The sequence below is a fragment of the Paenibacillus sp. FSL R7-0297 genome (genome assembly GCF_038009025.1).
GTDB lineage: Bacteria > Bacillota > Bacilli > Paenibacillales > Paenibacillaceae > Paenibacillus_AQ.
Window position 1 is genome coordinate 2,956,089 of the sequence record NZ_JBBPAQ010000001.1, and the last position, 23,442, is coordinate 2,979,530.

Consider the following 23,442-nt stretch of genomic DNA (forward strand, 5'->3'; position numbering starts at 1 on the left):
ACGCTTAGTCTGTAAACAAACAAGTAACCGGCCACCGATGATCTGTCACCCCGAATCTTTCAATTCTTATACTTGATTTGCAGGTGGCAGCAATGAGATCTTTATATTTACGCTACACACAAGCAAATGTTGTACGTTATACAACTTGAATTCTTATATTCACAACTATTCGAAAGATTGTTGTACGTAATACAAGAATTGTCCTGCTGATCCGCTTGGAGAAGCAGAATTGTCTTTAATACAACAATTCCGGATTAGGATCGATATTATGAGGAAAATGTTGTATTTCGTGCAGGATTTCAACAAAATACGCGGATGGTCAACACAAACGGCAGATTATCCGAAATTGCTCTGGCTACAGCAGCAGGCAATCCAAACATCTATATCTAAATCTATGATTGCCGCGGATAGGCGGGGAAAAGAGGGCGGAAATGCGCATATTGCACACGGGGGACTGGCATCTGGGGCGGACGCTGGAGGGCAGAAGTCGGCAGAAGGAGCAGGAGCAGTTCGTGGATGAACTGGTGGAGATTGCAGATTCCTCCGGGGCGGATCTGATTCTGATGGCGGGAGATGTCTATGATTCGGTCAATCCTCCAGCTGCGGCGGAGCAGCTGTTCTACGAGGCTGCGGCCAGACTGACGGCAGGCGGCAGGCCGCTGGTTGTCATTTCGGGCAATCATGATCAGCCGGAGCGTGTAGCTTCCGTGTCTCCGCTTGTCCGCAGCCAGGGGATTACACTTGTAGGGATGCCGACCTCAGAGCCGGTGACGGTGCATGCTGCAAGGACTGGTGAGATTGCCAAAATCGCTGCGCTCCCTTACCCCTCCGAAGCCCGGCTTGGCGAGCTGCTCGCCGGTGACGGAGGAGAGGCTGAACTGCGGCTGGCTTACAGCGCACGAGTCGGCAGGCTGATGAATCTGCTCGGCCGGGAGTTTACGCCGCAGACCGTCAATCTGGCGATGAGCCATATTTATGTGCTGGGCGGGGTGGAGAGCGACTCTGAACGCCCGATCCAGGTAGGCGGTGCCTATACCGTAGATCCTTCGGCGCTCTCCTGCGGTGCACAGTATACGGCACTCGGGCATCTTCACCGGGCCCAGCGGGTCAAGGGCGACGGAATGATCCGCTACAGCGGATCGCCGCTCGCCTACAGCTTCTCTGAGGCAGGGCAGGCAAAGTCTGTTGCCCTGATAGATGTTGCGCCCGGCGGGGAGCCGGTCTTCGAAGAAATCTATCTGAGCTGCGGCCGTCCGCTGGTTAATTGGAAGTCAACCGGCGGATTGCAGGAGGTCTACAGCTGGCTGGATGAAGGCAGGGATGCGGGGGCCTTCATCGATCTGGAGCTACGTCTGACGGAAGCGATGTCGATGAACGATATCCAGCGGCTGCGCAAGTCACGGGAAGGCATCGTACATATCCGTCCGGTTTATCCGCAGATGGAGCAGGAGCTGGAAGAGATGGCACGTTCACGCATGCCTGTGCAGGAATTGTTCCGCAAGTTCTACCAGCGCCAGACGGGCGGTGCGGAACCGGACGACAGCCTGATTGAGCTGTTCCTGGAGCTCGCTGAAGAAGAACAGCAGGAATCTGCGGAAGGGGAGGAGATGCTGAAGTGAAGCCGATACTACTGAAACTATCTGGACTGCAAAGCTATAGAGAGCAGCAGGAAATAGATTTTACCAGTCTTACCGAGACCGGGCTGTTCGGGATCTTTGGTCCGACCGGCAGCGGCAAATCCAGTCTGCTGGATGCGATCACGCTGGCAATGTACGGGAAAGTGGAGCGCGCAGTAAACGGGACTCAAGGCATTATGAACCATTCTGAGGACCAGCTCAGTGTAGCCTTCACCTTCGAGCTGACCTCTTCTTCCGGAGTGCGGCGTTACCGGGTGGAACGCAAATTTAAGCGGACCGGAGAGCAATCGGTCAGTAATACCATCAGCCGGTTCATCGAGGTTAAGGATGATGGCTATGTTGTGATGGCCGATAAGCTTGCGGATGTTACCCGCTGTGTGGAGGAGCATATCGGGCTGAAGATGGATGACTTCACCCGGGCGGTGGTGCTGCCGCAGGGCAAATTCGCCGAGTTCCTGTCCCTGCGCGGTGTAGATCGCAGGCAGATGCTTCAGCGGCTGTTCCATCTGGAGCAATACGGGGACGGGCTGGCCCTTAAGCTCAGCCGCCGCGTCAAAGAGAACGAGGCGGCACTGCGCGCGCTGGAGGCCGAGCAGCAGGGACTGGGCAGCGCGGGCCAGGCAGACGTGGAAGCGGCAGCTGTCCGGGTGCAGGAGGCAGTCCGGCATGCGGAGGAATGCCGCAAGCGGCTCACGGAAGCGGCGGCGCGCGCAGAGCGCTTCGCCCGCATCCGTGAGCTGCAGGAGGAGCAAGCCCGCCGGGGCCAGCAGCGGCAGGCTCTACAGGCCCAGGAGGAGCAGATTCTCCTCCTGGAGCAGAAGCTCGGCAAGGCTGACGATGCCGAGAAAAGACTGCCCGCGCTGAAGGCCTGGCGAAGCGCGGAAGAGGCCTGGAAGAGCCGTCATGCCCGCGCGGAGGGCCTGGAGGCTCTGGCATCCGCCGCCGGACAGGAGGCGGCGGTAAAGGCGGAGGCGGAAGCAGCGGCACAGGCCGCGCTTACCGCCGGGGAGCCGGCCCTCCGTCAGGAGGAGGGCCTGTTCCGCCGCGCGCTCGAGCTGGAAGCCGAGCTCGGCGGGCTGCGCCGGGAGCGCGCGGCGCTGCAGGCGCGGGGGGACGAAGCCGCCCGGGGCCTTGCCGCCGGGCGGGAGAGCCTGGCCCGGGAGCGTGAGCTTTTGGCCCGTGGCCAAAAGAAACAGCACGAGCTGCAGCAGAGCCTGCAGCCGCTCGCGGTCCGCTCCCAGGAGCGGCAGTCTCTGCAGGAAGCCATGCAGAGACTGCAGGGGCTGCGTTCTGCCGAGCTCCTGCGGGAGTCGGCAGAACGTGAGCACCGCGAGCGCGCAGCGGTGCTCGCGGCGGCGCAGGCGCGCCTGGCCGCTGCTTCTTCGCAGCGGCAGGCGCTTGGGGCAGGGCGCGGGGAGCTGCTGGCCGCCGCTGCCCTGCACCAGGAAGAGCTGCGGGCGGCCGAAGGTGCAGCGGGAGCCGCTGCCGGCCGCCTGGAGCAGCACACCAGCGCGCTTGAAGCTGCGCTGAAGGAGCAGGAGGTTCACAGGCTCTCGCTGGCGCTCGCCCGTGAACTCCAGGAGGGTGTGCCTTGCCCGGTGTGCGGCAGCCAGCACCATCCCTCCCCTGCGCTTAAGCAGGAGCAGGGGGAACATGAGGAGCTGGACCAACGGCTCCGCCATGTCCGCGTTCTGGCCCTACAGGCGCTGGAGACGCGCCATCTGTTCCGCAGCCTGCTGGAGCAGGACGGATCATGGCTTGCCCAACTGGGCGGAGCAGCATCCGAAGAAGCGATGAACCAGTCTGCTGCCACAGTTGCCCGCGACTCTTTTGCACCGCTCGAGTCCTCAGTTGCCCGCGACTCTTTTGCACCGCTCGAGTCCTCAGCCGTGTGTGACTCGCTTGCACCGCTCGAGTCACCTGGAGCCCATCAGTCTCTTGCAGCCGCAGACATTCCGGATGAGGCAGCATTATCCGGACTGAATGCCCGGCTGTCCTCGCTGAAGGCGCGCTCCGGAGAATTGCGGCGTGCGGCCGCAGACTGGCAGCGCTCCATGCAGGAGCTGGAGCAGCTGTATCACAAGGAAGCGGCCGGTGCCGAAGCCGAGCAGACCTGGGTGCAGGGACTGGCCGCCAAGGCGGAGGAACTTGCTGCCTCGGCGAATAAGCTTAGGAAAGAATGGAACGGGCTCTTTCCGGAGCTTGCGCCTGAGGAGGCGGAGAAAGCCTATCAGGAGCTGCTCGCCAAGGATGAGCGGGCCGAGGAGATCCGAAGCCGGCTGGAGATCAGCGTCAAGTTCCTGGACGAGAAGAGTTTAGCTGTACAGACGCTGCAGGAGCAGCTGGCCGGACTCGACAAGGAGCTCGCGCAGTGGGACGCCCAGCTTGAAGGCAAAGAAGCGCTCGCACGTGACAAAGAGCAGCTGCTCCGGGAATGGACCGGCGGACGTCCGCCGGCGGCGCTGCTGGCGGAATGCGAGCGCAGGCTGCTGGAGCTTCAGACTGCGCTTGAACGCAGCCGGCAGGAGCACCGCCAGGCGGCGGACAACGCCCAGCAGCAGACCCGGGAAGCAGCGGTTGCCCGTCAGGCTGCAGAGTCTGCCCATGAGCATTATACGGCAGCCGATTCCCAGTGGAAGGAGGCGCTGCAGACTTCGGCGTTTACTTCAGCCGCTGAGGTTGAAGCTGCGTCGCTGGAGACCTCTGAGCGGGCTCAGGCGGCTGAACGGGTGCGGGCTCACCGCGAGGAGGAAGCGGAGTGTGCATTGCAGCTGAGGAGCATAGAGGAGAAGCTGGGTGGTGCTGTGCTTAGCGGTGAGGCGTGGCAGGAGAGCCAGGAGTCACTGCAGAAGTGCAGGGAAGAGGATGAGAGTTCACTTCAGGCCCGCGCACGTGCGGAGCGTGATCTGGAGGATCTGCAGCAGCGGCACATCCGCTGGATGGAGCTTGAAGGCCAGCGGGCAGGACATGCTGCTATGCAGGATCGCTTGTCCAAGCTGCAGACGGTGCTGCGCGGCAACGCCTTTGTGGAATATATAGCGGAAGAACAGCTGATGCAGGTATGTCAGGCTGCCTCACAGCGCCTGCGTTTCCTGAGTAAGCAGCGTTATGCGCTGGAAGTGGACTCCGGCGGAGGTTTTGTCATCCGTGATGATGGGAATGGGGGGATGAAACGGCCGGTATCCACGCTTTCCGGAGGAGAGACTTTCCTGACCTCTCTTGCGCTGGCGTTAGCTCTGTCAGCCCAGATTCAGCTGCGCGGACAATACCCGCTGCAATTCTTTTTCCTGGATGAGGGCTTCGGTACCTTGGACCCGGATCTGCTCGATACCGTGATAACCTCACTGGAAAGATTGCACAATGACCAGCTGTCCGTAGGCATCATCAGCCATGTTCCGGAGCTTCGTGCCCGTCTGCCGCGCAAGCTGATTGTAGTACCGGCAGAGCAGGGCGGCGGGGGTTCAACCATTCTTTTGGAAAAAATGTGAAAGTCGGGGTTGAATGTGACAACGATCACAGATACACTTTCAACCCCCTGTTATAATACAGCTAAGCCGACATCATTTGAAACACCTCGGCGGACGTATGACAGGGAATTTGTTCCTTCTCATACGTCCGCCGCCGAAGCAGCTCATATGAGCTGTGAAGGGTGTTTCTTTTTTTTGTCTTTTTTTGAATGAAATTCCTATGCATTACACCCTCACTCCACCGCACCAGAATTATGCTGCCTGTTATAATACAGCCTTGTCCTCCTTGTCCTTATTTCATTTTCTTCTCCCTGGAGCAGCCTGTATGCTTGGACTCCGCCTTTCGTTATCGTTCAATTTCCTGTATGATTAGAGTCATAAACTATATTTGTCGCGAAGCGGATCAGGCCGGAATAACCAACAGATTCAGGCTAATGTGCCCCGCCGGCCAAAAGCTGAGCTAATGATTACAGGGTATGCCCCTGTGAGCGGTGGATTTTTATGGAGGGAAATGGACGTGAATACGCCTGTTTTTACAACATAAGAACTGCCGGTGCTACAGGTTTTACCGCGGAAAGTGCCGGATGCAAGCTTCTGCATTACAAATTTTGGGGAGGAAGCGTTGTATGGAAACTGTGTTCAGCAAAATTATCGAAGGTTCTATCCCGGCGAGCAAAGTATTCGAGAATGAACGGATTCTGGCGTTTTACGATATTGAGCCTGCAGCCCCTGTGCATGTGCTGATCATCCCGAAGAAGTTCATTGCTTCGATGAATGATGTCACGCCCGAAGATCTGCCGCTGATCGGCGAAATCCATGCTGTAGCACAGCAAATTGCGGTAGAACTGGGAATCGCTGATTCCGGATACCGGCTGATTAACAACTGCGGACCGGACAGCGGACAAGCGGTGCCTCATCTGCATTATCATCTGCTGGGCGGAGCCAAACTCGGTGCCCTCGTCGGGAATTCTGCTTCCCACGCATAATCAGGAATTCAATATAACAGACCTGCTAAAAAATAATAGCACGAAGGTTGACACCTTATTTAGGTTTGACCTATAATGAAATTTGATGAACCGTGTTGTTATGCTCTTGGACGGTCTGGTCGGAGGGAGGGAAAACTGGTGTCTGAAACGAAAGTTCGCAAAAACGAGACAATTGATGCTGCACTTCGTCGCTTTAAACGTTCCATTGCTAAAGATGGTGTCTTGGCTGAGGTGAAGAAACGCAAGCATTATGAGAAGCCAAGCGTAAAGCGCAAGAAGAAGTCTGAGGCTGCTCGTAAGAGAAAGTTTTAGGAGGATTACCCACGCATGAATCTTAGCGAACGATTAAACGAAGATATGAAGCAAGCGATGAAGAGTAAGGACAAGTTCAGACTCTCCACCATTCGAATGGTTCGTTCTACAATAAAGTATCTTGAAATAGATTTGAAGAGAACATTAGACGACAACGAAGTGCTTGATATCCTTAGTCGTGAAATCAAACAGCGCAAAGATGCCCTCCAAGAATTTGAAGCAGCGGGTCGCGAAGAGCTTGCCGCGAGTACTAAGGCAGAAATCGAGATTATCATTCAATATCTTCCCGAACAGCTTTCCGAAGAAGAAATTAAAGTAATTGTACAGCAGACCATCCAGGAAACCGGTGCTTCTTCGAAAAGTGAAATGGGTAAGGTGATGAGCGCACTGATGCCTAAGGTCAAAGGTCGCGCCGATGGTAAACTCGTGAACCAGGCGGTTCAGCAATTTCTGCAATAATATAACGCTAGCACCCCTTTAATTAGGGGTGTTTTTCGTTATGTGGAGAGTTGCCGACTCCACGTAGTAATAGCTTCGAAAATATCAGCCTCTCAATATCTATCACCCCCTATCTTCCCTCATCAAAGCAAAATACATTTATTTCTTCGCTTTTTGCCATCGCTATTTATCATCCTAAATTACCTGTACGGTTTGCCCGGCAGAATATAGTTGTACAACAGGCTGTTGAAACGCCTGTGCAGAAACTGGCGTACTAAGGATTATATGCTGCGTTTTATTATATGATAAGGATGCAGGTGGTTTTAATTCGTGCAGAAGGGAGGCAGCAAGCTTGAAAAAGTTACGCATAGGGGTCTTGTCCTGCATTGCCGCGATGATGATTCTGCTGGTTCTGCCGTTAGCGGGCAGGGTCCATGCAGATAATGAAGCGGTCCGCGCGCCGGCTGCGGGTACGGTTGTGGGCGGGCCTGTGTTCATCATTCCGGTGGATCAGGAGATTGAGCGCGGATTGCAGAGCTTTCTGGAACGCGGGTTTCAGGAGGCTGCCAATTACGGCGCGGTTCTGATTGTGCTGGAGATTGACACACCGGGCGGCCGGGTGGATTCAGCTGAACAAATCGGCAATATGGTCAGGGACAGCAAAATTCCTACCGCGGCCTATATCAAAGGCGACGCCGCTTCCGCCGGCAGTTACATAGCGCTTAATGCTGGCGCCATTATCATGAAGCCGGGCAGTATGATCGGTGCCGCTTCACTGGTAGACAGGAATGGCAAGAGCGTAGATGACGCAAAAATGGTATCCTACTGGAAATCCAAGATGGTAGGAGCCGCATCGCTGAACGGGCGTGATCCGGAAGTGGCTGCAGGGATGATGGACATCAACCTGGTGGTGAACAAGCCCGAGCTTGGCGTGTCCAAGGGGCAGGGGGAGATCATCGCTCTGAGCAGTGAGGAAGCGCTCCAGGCAGGTTATGCCGACCGTATTGCGGGTACAGCCAATGAGGCCATTACTTGGCTGGGTTATTCCACAGATGACATTTTTCGCGTAGAGCATACCGGTGCGGAGAAAATGTCGCATTTTCTGACGAATCCAGTTATTATGACGATTCTGCTCTTCGTCGGCATCGCTGGGGTGTTCATTGAACTGCTGGTACCCGGCTTTGGGGTGCCCGGAATTATCGGGACGCTGGCGTTCGCTCTCTATTTCTTCGGGAACTATGTGGCTGGCTTCGCTGGGGCGGAGACGTTGCTGCTGTTCATTCTGGGACTCGTAATGCTGGTGCTCGAGCTGTTTGTGCCCAGCTTTGGTATTCTGGGGCTGCTGGGCTCCGTCAGCCTTGTGGCCGGTGTTGTAAGAGCTGCTTACAGCTTTACACATGCGATGTTCAGTCTGGGCATTGCTTTTTCGGCAGCGGCAGTGGTGATTGTGATTGTGGCTGTGGCCTTCAAGGAGCGGGGGATCTGGAACAGGTTCATTCTCCAGGATAGCCTCACCAAGGAGCAGGGGTTTGTGCCTGTGGCAGAGAAGCTGAGTTTGATCGGAGCTTCCGGAATCAGCGTAACTCCGCTGCGCCCGGCCGGAACTGCCGCCATTGGCGGCGAGCGGATTGATGTGGTGACAGAGGGCGGATTCATCGACGCGCAAACCGCTATTTCGGTGGTAAAGGTCGAAGGCGGCCGGGTGGTCGTGAAGGAATCCGTGAAATAGCTGTACCTCTGTTATGAGCTGGCAGCAACGTGTAATACTGTATGGAATAAGGTTAATCCCAAAAATAACGGAGGTTGTAAAGCGTATGATGGAAGCATCTATGATTACTTTTTTGCTGATCGCGGTTGTCGTGATCATTGTACTAAGCGTCTTCTTCAGCTTCTTCCCGGTCATGCTGTGGGTATCGGCCTGGGCATCGGGCGTTCGAATCAGCATTATTACACTGGTAGCGATGCGGCTGCGCCGGGTAACGCCAAGCCGGATTGTCAATCCGCTGATTAAGGCTACCAAGGCAGGGCTGGGGCTGAATATCAACCAGCTGGAGAGCCACTACCTTGCCGGAGGGAACGTAGACCGGGTAGTTAATGCGCTGATAGCGGCACAGAGAGCGGATATTCCGCTGGAATTCACCCGTGCTGCAGCCATCGATCTGGCGGGACGCGATGTGCTGCTGGCGGTTCAGATGAGCGTTAACCCAAGGGTGATCGAAACTCCGATTGTTGCGGCTGTGGCTAAGAACGGGATTGAGGTCAAGGTCAAAGCGCGGGTAACCGTCCGGGCCAATATCGACCGTCTCGTCGGCGGTGCCGGTGAAGAAACGATTATTGCCCGAGTCGGCGAGGGGATCGTAACTACAGTGGGCTCCAGTGATTCGCATAAGGATGTGCTGGAGAATCCCGACTCTATCTCGCGGACGGTATTGTCCAAAGGTCTGGACTCTGGTACGGCTTTTGAGATTCTGTCTATAGATATTGCGGATATTGATGTTGGGAAGAATATTGGCGCGTACCTCCAAACCGAGCAGGCAGAGGCGGATAAACGCATCGCCCAGGCCAAAGCGGAGGAACGCAGAGCCATGGCTGTCGCCCATGAGCAGGAAATGAAGGCCCGGGTGGTGGAGATGAAGGCGCTGGTGGTTGAATCCGAATCCCAGGTTCCGCTAGCTATGGCGGAGGCGCTGCGCTCCGGGAAGCTTGGTGTAATGGACTACATGAACCTCAAAAATATTGAGGCCGATACGCAGATGCGCGGCTCCCTCGGTAAATTAAACGACGGGGACGACAGCAGCCGTCCGCCCCACAAATAAAGGGATGTGATTCCCCATGAGCAGCATAATCTACATCGTGGTCATTGCGGTAATTGCGATATTCACCAACTGGAACAAAAATAAAGGCAAGTCCTCCACGCGCGGCGGCATGCCTACCTTTGGCGGCGGGGGCGAAGGCAATCCGCTGCGCCGCCCCCGTGTTCCCGCCGAGGCAGCGGATAGCGGACGCCCTGAACGCCCGGGCAGCGGATTTCCGGAGCCCGGCGGGCGTCGGGGGGCTTCGGGTCGGCCTGACTCCGCGTCGGAAGAGCGGGAGTACGACGCTTCGCCGGCTTGGCCGGAGCGGGCTGAGCTGCCTTCGCCTGACTATGAGACAGGCGAAGGGGTGTCCTTGGAGCAGACCGGCAGTATGGACGGTGTGCAGGCGCGGACAGAACGCATGCAGCGGGAGCTGGAGCGGCTGCAGACGGCTTTTGACGGCGTGGCGGCTGCAGTGCCGTACACAGGCGCAATGAGTGACGCAGAGGGTGCCAGCCCGTCTCAGACGGGTATAGGACAGCATCCGCTGGCGCAGGACCGTGAGGCGCTGCGCAGCGGCCTGATATGGGCGGAGATTCTGGGACCGCCCCGTTCCCGGCAACCGCATGCCTCTGTCCGCAAGGAAGGCTGAACCCCCGGCAGATGAGCGGTTACTCTGCACTGCGGTTATATCTATGCTCTGCCTGAAAGCCCGGATTTGCTCTTTAAGAGGAGCAGATCCGGGCTTTTTGCCGCGTGGTTCCGTGGACTTATCCTGCAGAATCTGCTGCATCTACCGCTGCCGGGCGGTTGGAGCCGCAGGTGTGTCCCGGCACAAATGATGTGAGTTCTTCTCATAAAAAAACGCCCTTCCGCATAAGGTGTACAGAAGGCAGGAAGGGGGAGCGTCTATATATGACCCGTATTGGCCGCAGGCTGCGGGGATGGACAAACGGGGTACTGGATCTTCCGCAGGATGTATTGCAGGAGATGCCCCGGATCACCCTGATCGGCAATAAGGAACTGTATATTGAGAACCACCGCGGCGTGCTGCATTTCTCATCGGAGCAGCTCAGGCTGGCGTTGGCCAAAGGATATTTAGAGATTTCCGGTGAAGGGCTGGTCATCCGCAATATTCTGGGCCAGGAGCTTGCCGTTGAAGGTATTATCGGTGAAATCAGGTATAAGGAAAGTGGGGAGAATCCATGAAAGAGCCGCCTCTGTCATCGCTGCGGGGGTTCGTTACACTGCATGTGACGGGACCGCAGGTGGAGATCTTTATCAACGCTGTAACCGGAGCAGGCATCGTCATCTGGGATGTGAGGCCTGCCGGGGACGGCGCTTCGCTGAACCTGCTACTGGATGATTTTTTCAGACTCCGTCCGCTCCTTAAGAAGACAGGCTGCCGCATGCATGTTACGGCCCGTAACGGAATTCCTTTCCGGGCGGCCCGCTTATGGAAGCGGAAGTTTTTTGCCGCAGGACTGCTGGTCTTTGGTGTCGGGCTGCTGCTGCTGTCCTCTATGGTGTGGAGCATCAAGGTTGAAGGGAATACCCGCATTCCCACCGAGGACATTCTCGAAGCCGCACGCAAGGAGGGGGTGTACCCTTTTCAGTGGATTTGGCGGATGGAAGAGTCGGACAAGCTCTCCAGGGAGCTGACCACCCTTGTTCCGGGGCTGACGTGGGCAGGGTTTCACCGGACGGGGACGAGCATTACGATCCAGGTTGTCGAAGCCGACCGCCCGGAGACTAAGCCGCTACTCAGCAAGCGCCATCTGATCAGCAGGACGGATGCGGTTGTCACCGAAATCTATGCGGAGCAGGGCAGACCTGTGGTGAGCCGAAACTCCCGCGTCAAAAAAGGGGACATCCTCATCTCCGGAGCACTGGGGGACGAGGAGAATATAGAGTTTGTAGTAGCAAAAGGCGATGTTAAAGGCCTGGTATGGCATGAATATAATCTTGAGGTGCCCCTCAAAAGAACGGGCAGTTCCTATACAGGAGAACGCAAAGACCGCACGTATCTCGTTCTCGGCAAATGGGCGGTGCAGCTATGGGGGTACGGGGATTCCGGCTTTGAGAAGTCACGCACGCTTACGGAGCCCGATATGCTGTCCTGGCGGTCCTTTAAGCTGCCGCTGGGCCTGATGACCGAGAAGGAAATGGAAATTAAATATACCACTGAAATGCTGACTCCGGAGGCCGCGCGGGAGGAAGGACTGAGCCGGGCCAAGCGTGATATATTCGCACGTTACGGCACTGACAGCGTCATCAAAAGTCAAAAAATTTTGCATGAGAAGAAAGAGAATGGTAAAGTTTATATGAAAGTGCTGTTTGAAGTGGAAGAGAGAATCGCGGAAGAACTTCCGATAGTAAACAATTGAGGAGAATGAGGCTACTTGTCAGAACAGACTGCAAGCATTCGTATATCTTTGCAAAATGCGGGAGAAGCTCAATCCCTGTTCGGCCCGCAGGACGGATTCCTGAAAATTATCGAGAAAGAAATTCCGGCGGTGATCGACTCGCGTGAAGCTGAGGTTACTATACGCGGAGCAGAGCGTGAAGTGGACATGCTGGGCCAGTTGTTCAATGTGCTGCTGTCCCTGGTACGGGGCGGTTACATACTAAGTGAACGCGATGTGCAGTATGCTGTAGAGCTGGCGAAGGATTTCCGTGCCGATCAGCTGCTTGACCTGTTCAAAGGTGAGATTACAACAACTTTCCGCGGTAAACCGATCCGCGTCAAAACCATTGGCCAGAAACATTATGTGACAACGATCAAAAAGCGTGATATCGTCTTTGGCATCGGGCCGGCAGGAACGGGTAAGACTTATCTCGCTGTTGTGCTTGCTGTCACGGCGCTCAAGGAAGGCTCTGTCAAACGAATTGTGCTGACACGTCCGGCAGTGGAGGCAGGCGAGAACCTGGGCTTCCTTCCCGGAGATTTGCAGGAGAAGGTAGATCCTTATCTGCGGCCGCTCTATGACGCCCTGTACGACGTTATGGGGCCTGATCAGGTAGCCAAGGCGCTGGAGCGCGGACTGATCGAGATCGCGCCGCTTGCCTATATGCGCGGGCGTACGCTGGAGGATGCTTTTATTATCCTCGACGAGGCCCAGAATACCACACCTGAACAAATGAAAATGTTCCTCACCCGGCTGGGCTTCGGCTCCAAGATGGTCATTACGGGCGATGTTACCCAGATCGATCTGCCGCGCGGCAAGAAGTCAGGGCTGATTGAAGCCAAAACGATATTATCCGGTATTGAGGAGCTCGGCTTTGTCTATTTTGCAGAACAGGACGTAGTCCGGCATTCCCTGGTGCAGAAAATTATCGTTGCCTATGACCGCTCTGCCGAAAACCTCCAATAAAAAAGGGGATTGTCTTCATGGCCTCAAAGCAACCATCGAAATTAAGCGGATTTGTATATAGCTCCAGCGGATGGAAGTATAGCGCGGTTTCGCGCTATGCTCTTTTCCTGTTATTGGGGCTTGTTTTCTACTTCAGCCTGTCTTCTGATCTGCTGCCCAAAAAGTATGATATCAAAGAGGGAACACGCAGTGCCAAGGAAATCACAGCACCCAAGCAAATCCTGGACACCAATGCCAAGCTGAAAGCCCAGGAAGAAGCGGCTGAGAACGTAGCCAACCGGTATGCAATTATTCCTATGCGGGCTGAGAATCTCGTAACCCTGCTGCTCGACCGGATCGACCGGCTGAATCAGGATGATACGATATCCCAAAGCGATAAGACGGAGATATACCGCGAGGAGATTCCACGGCGTGCCAATGATTTTATACTTAATTTTGTTGCTGCCAGCAGTAAAGCGGGAACGTATTCAGAGCATTTGCTGACTGAAATGCAGTCGGTCATCAAGGATCAGACGTATGTGATTCCGGAAGAGACGTATATTAAGATTCCGCGGCTGACCTCTCAGGATATCATTGAAATGAAGCCGGTTGCCCGGGATATTGTCACCAAGCTGATGAATGATCAGATAACCGATGCCCAGACCGCCCGCGCCAAGGTGGCTGAGCAGGTCAGCGTCAGTTCGCTGAGCCAGCGGACCGCCCGTGAGGTGGTGCAGGAGCTGGTGCGGCTGGTCATTACCGCCAACAAATTCTATGACGAGGATGCGACCAAAGAAGCGAAGGTGCAGGCCCGCCAGAATACACCGGATGTGTTCATTGAGCAGGGGGACGTGCTGGTTGCCAAGAATCAGGAGATTACTCCAGAGCTGTATGCTCTTCTGGACGAGAATGGTCTCTTGAGCAAGGAAGTCAACTACTGGCCGCAATTTGGACTGCTGCTGCTCTCAGTGCTGCTGTCCTTCGGGCTGATGACATTCATCCGCTATAATGGCGGTACCTCGGGATTCAAGTATAATAACTCCCAGCTGCTTATGCTGGTGCTGGTATTTATAATTACCATACTTACAATGAAGTTGGCGGCGTTCCTGCAGACGGATGTCCGTTCATATATCGGTTATCTGGCCCCGGTAGCTATAGGTGCGATGCTGATCACCATGCTCCTGGATATGACTTTGGCCTATTTCTGTTCTATTTTATTCAGTGTTCTTGCCAGTATTATTCTGAATGTGCAGCAGAATACCCTATTTGATTTCACCTTCGGGTTCTTTGCACTGATCGTATGCTATGTTGCTATATTCGCCACCCACCGTGCTGGTCAGCGCTCTACGCTCCTCAAAGGCGGAATTATGGTTTCCCTGTTTGGCACTCTCACGGTAGCTATACTGACCATGCTGGGAGGGGGAGTCTGGAATGAGACCCAGACGTTGTACGCTCTTGGCTTCTCGTTTGCAAGCGGTCTGCTGACCGCTGTATTGGTCATTGGGCTGATGCCTTTCTTCGAGGCTACCTTCGGCATCCTGTCTGCGCTGAAGCTCGTCGAGTTATCTAACCCGAACCATCCGCTGCTGCGCAAGCTGCTTACGGAGACACCGGGAACATACCATCACAGTGTTATGGTCGGGAATCTGTCTGAGGCTGCGGCTGAAGCGATCGGGGCGGACGGCCTGCTGTGCCGGGTGGGTTCGTATTATCATGATATCGGCAAGACAAAACGGCCGTTCTATTTCATTGAGAACCAGAACAATATGGAGAACCCTCATGATTCGATTGAGCCGAAGCTGAGCAAATCCATCATTGTGGCCCACGCCCGAGACGGGGTGGAGATGCAGAAGGAGTACAAGCTGCCGAAGCCGATCCGGGATATCGCGGAGCAGCATCACGGTACGACATTCCTGCATTATTTTTATCATAAAGCACTGAAGATTGCGGAGGAGAAGGGTGTAGAGCCTGACTTCACGGAGGAGGATTTCCGTTATCCGGGGCCGAAGGCACAGTCGAAGGAATCTGCAGTGGTCGGTATCGCCGACAGTGTGGAGGCCGCGGTCCGCTCCCTCCGCAAGCCTACCGTTGTGCAGGTAGAAACGATGATCGAGAAGATTATCAAAAGCCGGCTGGATGACCATCAGTTCGATGAATGCGACCTGACCATCAAAGAGCTGGACATTATTGCACGGACACTTAAAGAGACTGTAATGGGTATTTTCCATTCCCGGATTGAGTATCCCGAGGATGTGCGCAAGCCCAAAAAAGAGGAAGGGGCCATCAAAAATGAGCCTGAGCGTCGTTTGGAGCAATGAACAGGAAGAGCATGAGATTAACAGCGATCTGATCGCCCTGCTGGAGATTATTCTGCAGAAAGCGGGTGAAGCTGAAGGGATCGATGAGGGGGAAGTGGATCTTACCTTCGTTAATAACGAACGCATCCATGAGCTGAATCTGGAGTACCGGGGAATCGACCGTCCAACGGACGTGCTGTCCTTCGCGATGAATGAGACCGGAGAAGATGAGCCGGAAATTATATATGCTGTGCCCGATGGTGAGGGGGAGGAACTGGAGGAAGTACCTAACGTGCTCGGAGATATTATAATCTCCGTAACGCGTGCGCAAGAGCAGGCGCTGGAGTACGGTCATTCGCTGGAGCGCGAGCTGGGCTTCCTGTTCGTTCACGGATTCCTGCATTTGCTGGGATATGACCATCAGGATCCGGAATCTGAGGCCGAGATGATGTCTAAGCAGGAGAATGTTCTGGCTCAGGTCGGGTTGACACGCTAATGGTCAAGAACACGGCGGTCGGCCACAAAAAATTCTGGCATTCCTTTCGCTTTGCGGCTCATGGCATTGCTGCGGCTTTCCGGTCGGAGCTGAATATGAAGGTGCACAGCGGCCTTGCTGTTATAGTGCTGGCCGCCGCCGCTGCATTCAGGCTCCCTGTGTCAAGCTGGATGCTGCTGCTTCTGGCGATTACGCTGGTGCTGACCGCCGAGCTGCTGAATACGGCGATTGAAGCGACGATTGATCTGGTGTCGCCGGAGATTCATCCCTTGGCCAAGAAGGCCAAAGATACCGCCGCAGGAGCTGTACTGCTTACGGCGGTGTTTGCTGTTATTACGGGAATCTATGTTTTTTATCATCCCGTGATGGACTGGATCACAAGTCTTATGTCATAATCAGTTTACAACTTCAGCTTAGGGAGAGGCGGATCCGCTTTGTGCGCTCCGTCATCTTTACTTAGAACCACAATACCAGGCCATGCTTAAGCGCCGGTAGTGTACGAAGAATAATGGATGCGGTGCATGCTTATAAAGCGGGTTTTATACGAAGAATAACCGAAGCGGTGTATGCTCACAAAACTAAGGTTATGCTTACGAAGCAAGTTTTGTACGGAGGACAATCGAAGCAGTGTATACTCACAAAACTAAGGTTATGCTTACGAAGCAAGTTTTGTACGGAGAATAATCGAAGCAGTATATGCTCACAAAACTTTTTAGGAGGACAACTATGGATTCAGCCCTACTTCTTCAGGAAGCGATCAAGGCAAGAGCCAATGCATATATACCTTATTCCCGTTTCGGGGTCGGCGCTGCACTGCTGGACCAGGACGGGAATGTTCACCACGGCTGTAATATTGAGAATGCTGCCTACGGCCCGACCAATTGCGGGGAACGGACTGCTATGTTCCGCGCGATTGCCGACGGGCATAAGCCGGGTACCTTCCGGGCTATCGCTGTAGTCGCGGATACGGACGGGCCTGTATCGCCTTGCGGCGTCTGCCGCCAGGTAATGGTTGAGCTGTGCGGCCCTGATATGCCGGTCATTCTCGGCAACCTGAAGGGCGACATCGTGGAGACTACCGTGCGTGACCTGCTGCCCGGCGCTTTCGGTCCCGCGGACCTGGAGCAGGGCCAGGCTCCGGAGTAGGCAGCAAGACAGGTGAAGTATTTAGTTGGGGTTAATTATGCCTGTATTCATAGTTTAATTGTATTTTGTACAATTAAACCTGTAATGGTTCTGAGTCTAAACAGAATAAGTGCACAAAATACAATTAAGTTTGTTTTCGAGGTTTAGGTGTCCAAGTAACCAGTCTTTCCAGCGCCGCAGTCAAGCGTGTTCCCGCAGGGAACGTAAGCGCTCATGCTCCAACCCCGCTTTCTCCGTGCCAACACTGTGCCCACGCCAGTTCCGGGTGTCCAGAGGGCCGGGGCCCTTGGGGTCCCCCTTGGCGAAGGGGGAATTAGGGGGATCGAAGCGCTTTTGACCTAGTATCAAGGTTTCCAGCTTGACCAAGTTGTAAGATAAATAGGAGGATTATATGAAATTCAAATCAGGGTTTGTCGCCATTATCGGCAGACCGAACGTAGGCAAATCGACACTGATGAACCAGGTGATTGGCCAAAAGATCGCCATTATGTCGGACAAGCCGCAGACCACCAGAAACAAAATTCACGGGGTATATACCGCTAATAATTCACAGATCGTATTCCTGGACACACCGGGCATCCATAAAAGACAGTCGAAGCTGGGCGATTACATGAACCAGACGGCGATGAGCACCCTGCATGAAGTGGAGGCTGTGTTGTTCCTGGTGGATGCTTCTGAGGGCATGGGCGGCGGTGACCGTTATATCGCGGAACAGCTGAACTCCATCAAGACACCGGTCATTCTCGTGATGAACAAGATTGACAAGATCGAGCCGGAAGCGCTGCTTCCGATGATTACCGAATACAACAAGCTGCATGAGTTCGCCGAGATCGTGCCGATTTCTGCCAAAATGGGCAGCAATGTCAATACGCTGCTGGAGCAGGTGCAGAAGTATCTGCCGGAAGGCCCGCAGTATTATCCGGACGACCAGATTACCGATCACCCGGAGCAGTTCGTCTGTGCGGAGCTGATCCGCGAGAAGATTCTGCATCTGACCCGCGAAGAGGTGCCGCATTCCATTGCGGTGGCGATTGAGGACATGAGCGTTGAACCGAATGGCGTAGTGCATATTTCAGCGGTTATTTTTGTGGAGCGCGATTCCCAGAAGGGGATCATTATCGGCAAGCAGGGTGCCCTGCTGAAGGAAGTCGGACGGCGTGCGCGGACGGATATTGAGAACCTGCTGGGTTCGAAGATTTTCCTGGAACTATGGGTAAAAGTGAAAAAAGACTGGCGCAATCAGGACCGCGTACTGCGGGATTTGGGCTTCCATAAAGACCAATAAACCTTCCCTCCGCTGCTGCATTGAAATATAAGAAAGTATATGTTTTACTATACGTTAACCTTATATTTCTCGCTGAAACGGTACTGTCCTTGAACTGGACAGCAAAGCCTCTTGTACTTGGCAGGAATTGCAAGGATAGATCCCTGAGCTTCGTACATCCTACTTCTGAAGAGACATCGTGTTTCCGAAGAAAGGATGAATACGAATGCGGAACTTTTCGTGGAAGTATTTTGCAATGACTGGAGATGTCGATGCTTATTTGCTGTACAGAGAAGCTGGGGATTCGCCGGAGAGCAGCGGACCGCTGCCGGCGGAGGAAGAGATGGTCACTGATGAAGAAGCACAATAAGGACTGGTTGCTTGCCGAGTGGTTGGGAGAAGAGGCATGCTATACAGGGTGGAAGGGATCGTCATCCGCAGCATGGACTACGGCGAAGGGAACGCAATTGTTACGCTTTGCACCGAGAACGCCGGTAAAGTAGGGGTTCTGGTACGGGGCGCCAAGAAGGTGAAAAGCCGCCATGCTGCCCTGATCCAGTTGTTCACAACAGGAGAGTTTGTGTTTTTCCGCAACAACGGCGGACTGGGAACACTGAATGCCGGGGAGATTACGAAGTCCCATCATCCGCTGCGTGAGGATCTTGTCAAAGCGGCGTATGCATCCTATGCCTGCGAGCTGCTTGACCGGGTACTGCATGATGAAGAAACGGGAAGCTTTTGGTTCCGTCAACTAAATGCCTGCCTGAATGCACTTGAAGAAGACAAAGAGCCCGGCATCATCATAAATGTTTTTGAAATGAAAGTGCTGCAGGCGGCAGGCTATGGCCCGCAGCTTGATACCTGTGTAGTCTGCGATATGGACAAGCCGGATGAGGAGCTTAGAATCAGTCCGCGTCTTGGCGGTGTAATCTGCCGCAGCTGCCGGCATAATGATCCTCCCGCGATGGAGATTTCTCCGCGTGCACTGAAGCTGCTGCGTCTATTCGCGCTACTTGATCTGACCAGACTTGGCAATGTGGATGTGAAGCCAGAGACACGCGCAGAGCTCAAGGCCATTATGCGGGCATTTATGGATATGCAGTTGGGGCTCCGGCTGAAATCGCAGAGTTTCCTCGATCAGCTTGATAAATACAATATTTGACGAAATGCGAATTATCCGTTACTATAAGTTCAGTTTCTTTTTACATCAATTTATAGGAATGCCGTGATTGCTCCAGACATGGAGAGAGTGCAGTGATCGGGAAAGTAATGAATCGAGTTGTCGCTTCAGCGAGCCGGGGGTAGTGGAAGCCTGGCAGGACAACGTTCATGAACATGGCGCCCGGGAGTACGGAAGCGGCAGTATGAAAAGTGGATTTCGCGTAGCGTAATCAAGTAGGGTGGAACCGCGGGAGAAGAATTATAGGCTCTCGTCCCTATGTCTGTTAATCAGGCATGGGGGCGGGAGCTTTTTTGACTTGCGGCGGACTTATGAAGGATATACTCTCCATAATCTGCTACAGGGATACATAAAGCTGATGCCGCCTCCATCGCGCAGCAGCAAGAGCCAGTCATAAGTAAAGAGGCAGTACACACTTGTAAAGCGAAGGAGTCGGTAGTATGAACTTTCAGCAGATGATTCTGACCCTGCAGCAGTTCTGGGCAGCCCAGAACTGTATTCTCGTCCAACCGTACGATACGGAAAAAGGGGCGGGCACGATGAATCCCATGACCTTTTTGCGGTCACTCGGTCCGGAGCCCTGGAAGGTCGCTTATGTCGAGCCTTCACGCCGTCCGTCAGACGGCCGTTACGGGGAGAACCCGAACCGCTTGTACCAGCATCACCAGTTCCAGGTCATCATCAAGCCGTCCCCGGACAATATTCAGGAGCTGTATCTGGATAGCTTGAAGGCACTGGGCGTAGATCCCCTGCTGCATGACGTGCGGTTTGTCGAAGACAACTGGGAGAATCCTTCTCTGGGCTGTGCGGGCCTCGGCTGGGAAGTGTGGCTGGACGGAATGGAAATCACGCAATTTACCTACTTCCAGCAGGTAGGCGGAATTGAAGCCAGCCCGGTAGCGGTTGAGATTACTTACGGTATGGAGCGTCTTGCCTCCTACATTCAGGATAAGGAAAATGTATTCGACCTGGAATGGGTAGACGGAATGACTTACGGTGATGTGTTCCATCAGCCGGAGGTGGAGCATTCCACGTATACTTTTGAAGTTTCGGATGTCAAAATGCTGTTCACCCTGTTCAACACCTACGAAGAGGAAGCGCGCAGAGCGATGGACAACCATTTGGTTTTCCCCGCCTATGACTATGTGCTGAAATGCTCGCATACCTTCAACCTTCTGGATGCGCGCGGAGCGATCAGTGTAACCGAACGTACGGGTTTCATCACAAGAGTGCGCAATCTTGCCCGCACCGTAGCGGCAACATATCTGGAGGAACGCGAGAAGCTCGGCTTCCCGCTGCTGAAGAAAGAAGGTGCTGACCTTGTCTAAAGACATTTTGTTCGAGATCGGTCTCGAGGAAATACCGGCCCGCTTCATCCGCGCCGCCATGGAACAGTTGAAGGATAGAACAGCCAAGTGGCTCGAAGCCTCGCGGATTAGCCACAATGGCGTTACCGCATATGCAACACCGCGCCGTCTTGCTGTACTGGTGAAGGATGCTGCTGAGCGGCAGGAAGATGTGAGTGAAGAAGTCAAAGGCCCGTCCCGCAAAATCGCAGTGGACGCAAGCGGTGAGTGGAGCAAGGCGGCACTTGGTTTTGCCCGCAGCCAAGGCGTAGCACCGGAGCAATTTACGTTCAAGGAACTGGCCGGCGTAGAATATATCTATGTAACCAAGAGCAGTACCGGAATCGAAACGGCCTCCCTGCTCTCTGAAGGGCTAACAGGTATTGTCAGTGCAATGACTTTCCCGAAAAATATGCGCTGGGGTGCTTATGATTTCAAATTTGTCCGTCCGATCCGCTGGATGGTCGCGCTCTTCGGCCAGGAGATTATTGACCTTACGATTACCGGAGTCAAAGCCGGCAACGTGAGCCGCGGCCACCGTTTCCTGGGCGAGGAAGCTATGATTGCTGAGCCTGCCGGGTACGTGGAAGCTCTGCGCAGCCAGCATGTGCTGGTAGATGTGAAGGAACGCGAAGAGCTGATTCTGAGCGGAATCAATAAGCTCGCAGAAGAGAACAGCTGGAAGATTGCGATCAAGGAAGATCTGCTCGAAGAGGTATTGTTCCTGGTAGAAACACCGACCGTCCTGTTCGGAACATTCGACCCAGCTTTCCTGAATATTCCACAGGATGTACTGATCACTTCCATGCGCGAGCATCAGCGTTACTTCCCGGTGTTCGGGGAGGGCGGCAAGCTTCTTCCGTTCTTCGTAACTGTCCGTAACGGGAATGCCGTATCGCTGGATGTAATCGCCAAGGGTAACGAGAAGGTGCTGCGTGCCCGGCTTCAGGATGCCAAGTTCTTTTATGAAGAGGATCAGAAGCTGCAGATTAACGATGCGCTGGCCAAGCTCGAGAATATCGTGTATCACGAAGAACTGGGCAGCGTAGGGGATAAAGTACGCCGTATCCGCGCGATTGCCGACCGCCTGGCAGTGAAGCTTGCGCTGCCGGCAAGTGCTGCCGCTGAAGTCAGCCGGACAGCGGATATCTGCAAATTCGACCTGGTAACGCAAATGGTGGGTGAATTCCCTGAGCTGCAAGGTACAATGGGTGAAGATTATGCCCGCAAGGCCGGTGAAGCTGATAATGTATCTAAAGGGATCTTCGAGCACTATCAGCCGCGTTTTGCAGGGGATGCCGTTCCTTCAACGGAGGCAGGTCTGGTAGTCAGCCTTGCCGATAAAATCGATACAATTGTAGGCTGTTTCTCGATCGGGATCATCCCGACCGGTTCCCAGGACCCTTATGCGCTGCGCCGGCAGGCGGCAGGAATTGTACAGATGGTGCTGGAGCATCAGCTCAGCCTCAGTTTGCAGGAAATTTTTGCTGCAGCGCTGGAAGTTCATGAAAGTTTACGTTCAGAGAAACATTTCACCCCTGAGCTGCGTATAAACCTTTACGAGTTCTTTGGTCTGCGCGTCAAACGCCTATTATCCGACAACAATGTCCGCTATGATGTTGTGGATGCAGCTACTGCTGCCGGTTTCGATGATATCGTTGATGTGGTAGGCAGAAGTCTTGCGCTTATGAATGCAGTAACAGACGTAGCTGATTTCAAAATCACTGTGGATTCCCTGACCCGCGTCAGCAATCTGGCGGCCAAAGCAGCCGAGGGAACGGTAATCGCCCCTTCTCTGCTCAAAGAAGAAGCCGAACAGAAGCTGTATCAGACTTGGCAGAGTATTCATGATCCTTACCGCGAAGCTCTGGCTGCCTTGCATGCCGCAGAAGCACTGCAGATTCTGTCGGGGCTGAAGGATGCCGTTACCGGATTCTTCGATTCCGTTATGGTTATGGCTGAAGACGAGGCGGTTCGCGCTAACCGTCTGGCACTCTTGTCTGCGATTAACGTAGATTCCAGATTATTTGCCGATTTCGGCAAGCTGGTGTGGTAATCAAGGGTTGAAATTCAATTATTGTTTGTAACTTATGGTATAGATCGAGGGTTTAGGGTATAAATATACGGAACGGTGCCAATGTGTAAGTTGACACTCGTTCCGTATTTATGCTTTACAAAGAAGGATTTCTGCCAAGCGGAGCGTATATATATTACACGGGAATTTGGTGAGAATCATGGTAAGGTCCCAGGAAAGAAAGATCGTCGTTGATGGGGATGCTTGTCCGGTCAAACAGGAGATTAATACCGTGGCCCGCAGCTTTGGCATACCGGTGCTGATGGTTTCTTCTTACGACCATGTGCTCAAAGCTGAAGAAGGTGTCACGGTTGTCCAGGTGGACCGCGGAGCTGACAGTGCCGATTTGTATATCGCCAATCATATTTCTGCGGGAGATGTCGTAATTACGCAGGATTATGGACTTGCGGCGCTGGCGCTGGGCAAACGCTGCAGGGTGCTCTCGAACCGGGGGCAGGAGTATGAGGATTCCAAAATGGATTTTATGCTGGAGGGCAGGCATGCCCGGGCGGTAGAGCGCAGGCGCGGCCACTATTCCAAGGGTCCAAAAGCGATTACCGCAGAGGAAAAAATTTATTTTCAACATAAACTGACAAAACTTTTAACTTTTTTGCAGGAGAATGTACAGCTATAGCGAATTATATTTATTTG

Annotated in this window: 21 protein-coding genes; all 21 read left to right on the forward strand. The window is 54.1% G+C overall.

What is annotated here, in order from left to right:
- The first annotated feature begins 431 nt into the window (after window positions 1–431).
- The 21 genes from MKZ24_RS12900 to MKZ24_RS13000 all read left to right on the forward strand — a co-directional run bounded on the left by MKZ24_RS12900 (window position 432) and on the right by MKZ24_RS13000 (window position 23,425).
- Window positions 432–1,619: an exonuclease SbcCD subunit D gene (locus MKZ24_RS12900; protein ID WP_042238573.1), complete on the forward strand. Its 1,188-nt coding sequence runs from the start codon at window positions 432–434 to the stop codon at window positions 1,617–1,619.
- Window positions 1,616–5,125: an SMC family ATPase gene (locus MKZ24_RS12905; RefSeq protein WP_340783525.1), complete on the forward strand. Its 3,510-nt coding sequence runs from the start codon at window positions 1,616–1,618 to the stop codon at window positions 5,123–5,125. The genes MKZ24_RS12900 and MKZ24_RS12905 overlap by 4 nt, the downstream gene beginning before the upstream one ends.
- A gap of 605 nt (window positions 5,126–5,730) precedes the next feature.
- Entirely contained in the window at window positions 5,731–6,090 is a 360-nt protein-coding gene (locus tag MKZ24_RS12910) for a histidine triad nucleotide-binding protein (protein ID WP_042139435.1), read from the forward strand.
- Window positions 6,091–6,228: 138 nt separating this feature from the next.
- Complete coding sequence (gene rpsU / locus MKZ24_RS12915; protein WP_005547957.1) at window positions 6,229–6,402, forward strand: 30S ribosomal protein S21; 174 nt, start codon at window positions 6,229–6,231, stop codon at window positions 6,400–6,402.
- A 15-nt stretch (window positions 6,403–6,417) separates the two neighbouring features.
- Window positions 6,418–6,861, forward strand: a complete 444-nt coding sequence (locus MKZ24_RS12920; protein ID WP_039310385.1) for a GatB/YqeY domain-containing protein — start codon at window positions 6,418–6,420, stop codon at window positions 6,859–6,861.
- 373 nt (window positions 6,862–7,234) lie between these two features.
- The gene (locus tag MKZ24_RS12925; protein ID WP_340790158.1) at window positions 7,235–8,569 is read left to right on the forward strand and encodes an NfeD family protein; all 1,335 of its coding nucleotides are present in this window, start codon (window positions 7,235–7,237) and stop codon (window positions 8,567–8,569) included.
- Between the two features lie 85 nt (window positions 8,570–8,654).
- A complete protein-coding gene (gene floA / locus MKZ24_RS12930; RefSeq protein ID WP_340783528.1) occupies window positions 8,655–9,656 on the forward strand; it encodes a flotillin-like protein FloA in 1,002 nt (333 codons plus the stop codon).
- Between the two features lie 16 nt (window positions 9,657–9,672).
- The gene (locus MKZ24_RS12935; RefSeq protein WP_340783530.1) at window positions 9,673–10,287 is read left to right on the forward strand and encodes a hypothetical protein; all 615 of its coding nucleotides are present in this window, start codon (window positions 9,673–9,675) and stop codon (window positions 10,285–10,287) included.
- Window positions 10,288–10,550: 263 nt separating this feature from the next.
- Window positions 10,551–10,844 carry a sporulation protein YqfC gene (gene yqfC, locus MKZ24_RS12940; RefSeq protein ID WP_039304110.1) on the forward strand — a complete coding sequence of 98 codons (294 nt, stop codon included), beginning with the start codon at window positions 10,551–10,553 and terminating at the stop codon, window positions 10,842–10,844.
- Window positions 10,841–12,022: a sporulation protein YqfD gene (yqfD, locus tag MKZ24_RS12945; protein WP_042238568.1), complete on the forward strand. Its 1,182-nt coding sequence runs from the start codon at window positions 10,841–10,843 to the stop codon at window positions 12,020–12,022. Before yqfC ends, yqfD begins: the two co-directional genes overlap by 4 nt.
- A gap of 15 nt (window positions 12,023–12,037) precedes the next feature.
- Window positions 12,038–13,009 (forward strand): PhoH family protein, encoded by a 972-nt coding sequence (locus MKZ24_RS12950; RefSeq protein ID WP_042216800.1) that lies wholly within the window; start codon window positions 12,038–12,040, stop codon window positions 13,007–13,009.
- A 17-nt stretch (window positions 13,010–13,026) separates the two neighbouring features.
- Window positions 13,027–15,306: an HD family phosphohydrolase gene (locus MKZ24_RS12955; RefSeq protein WP_042238567.1), complete on the forward strand. Its 2,280-nt coding sequence runs from the start codon at window positions 13,027–13,029 to the stop codon at window positions 15,304–15,306.
- Window positions 15,278–15,781 carry an rRNA maturation RNase YbeY gene (gene ybeY / locus MKZ24_RS12960; protein WP_042238565.1) on the forward strand — a complete coding sequence of 168 codons (504 nt, stop codon included), beginning with the start codon at window positions 15,278–15,280 and terminating at the stop codon, window positions 15,779–15,781. Before MKZ24_RS12955 ends, ybeY begins: the two co-directional genes overlap by 29 nt.
- Complete coding sequence (locus MKZ24_RS12965; RefSeq protein ID WP_042238564.1) at window positions 15,781–16,176, forward strand: diacylglycerol kinase family protein; 396 nt, start codon at window positions 15,781–15,783, stop codon at window positions 16,174–16,176. The genes ybeY and MKZ24_RS12965 overlap by 1 nt, the downstream gene beginning before the upstream one ends.
- 331 nt (window positions 16,177–16,507) lie before the next feature.
- The gene (locus MKZ24_RS12970) at window positions 16,508–16,927 is read left to right on the forward strand and encodes a cytidine deaminase (protein ID WP_039304130.1); all 420 of its coding nucleotides are present in this window, start codon (window positions 16,508–16,510) and stop codon (window positions 16,925–16,927) included.
- Between the two features lie 391 nt (window positions 16,928–17,318).
- Entirely contained in the window at window positions 17,319–18,212 is an 894-nt protein-coding gene (gene era / locus MKZ24_RS12975; protein WP_039304132.1) for a GTPase Era, read from the forward strand.
- Window positions 18,213–18,417: 205 nt separating this feature from the next.
- A complete protein-coding gene (locus tag MKZ24_RS12980) occupies window positions 18,418–18,561 on the forward strand; it encodes a YqzL family protein (RefSeq protein WP_076244089.1) in 144 nt (47 codons plus the stop codon).
- A 36-nt stretch (window positions 18,562–18,597) separates the two neighbouring features.
- Window positions 18,598–19,353 carry a DNA repair protein RecO gene (gene recO, locus MKZ24_RS12985; protein WP_042238563.1) on the forward strand — a complete coding sequence of 252 codons (756 nt, stop codon included), beginning with the start codon at window positions 18,598–18,600 and terminating at the stop codon, window positions 19,351–19,353.
- Window positions 19,354–19,811: 458 nt separating this feature from the next.
- Window positions 19,812–20,699 carry a glycine--tRNA ligase subunit alpha gene (glyQ, locus tag MKZ24_RS12990; protein ID WP_042238562.1) on the forward strand — a complete coding sequence of 296 codons (888 nt, stop codon included), beginning with the start codon at window positions 19,812–19,814 and terminating at the stop codon, window positions 20,697–20,699.
- Window positions 20,692–22,773, forward strand: coding sequence for a glycine--tRNA ligase subunit beta (gene glyS, locus MKZ24_RS12995; protein WP_042238561.1), 2,082 nt, complete (start codon window positions 20,692–20,694; stop codon window positions 22,771–22,773). Before glyQ ends, glyS begins: the two co-directional genes overlap by 8 nt.
- Before the next feature lie 178 nt (window positions 22,774–22,951).
- Complete coding sequence (locus MKZ24_RS13000) at window positions 22,952–23,425, forward strand: YaiI/YqxD family protein (protein WP_039304144.1); 474 nt, start codon at window positions 22,952–22,954, stop codon at window positions 23,423–23,425.
- Window positions 23,426–23,442 lie beyond the last annotated feature (17 nt).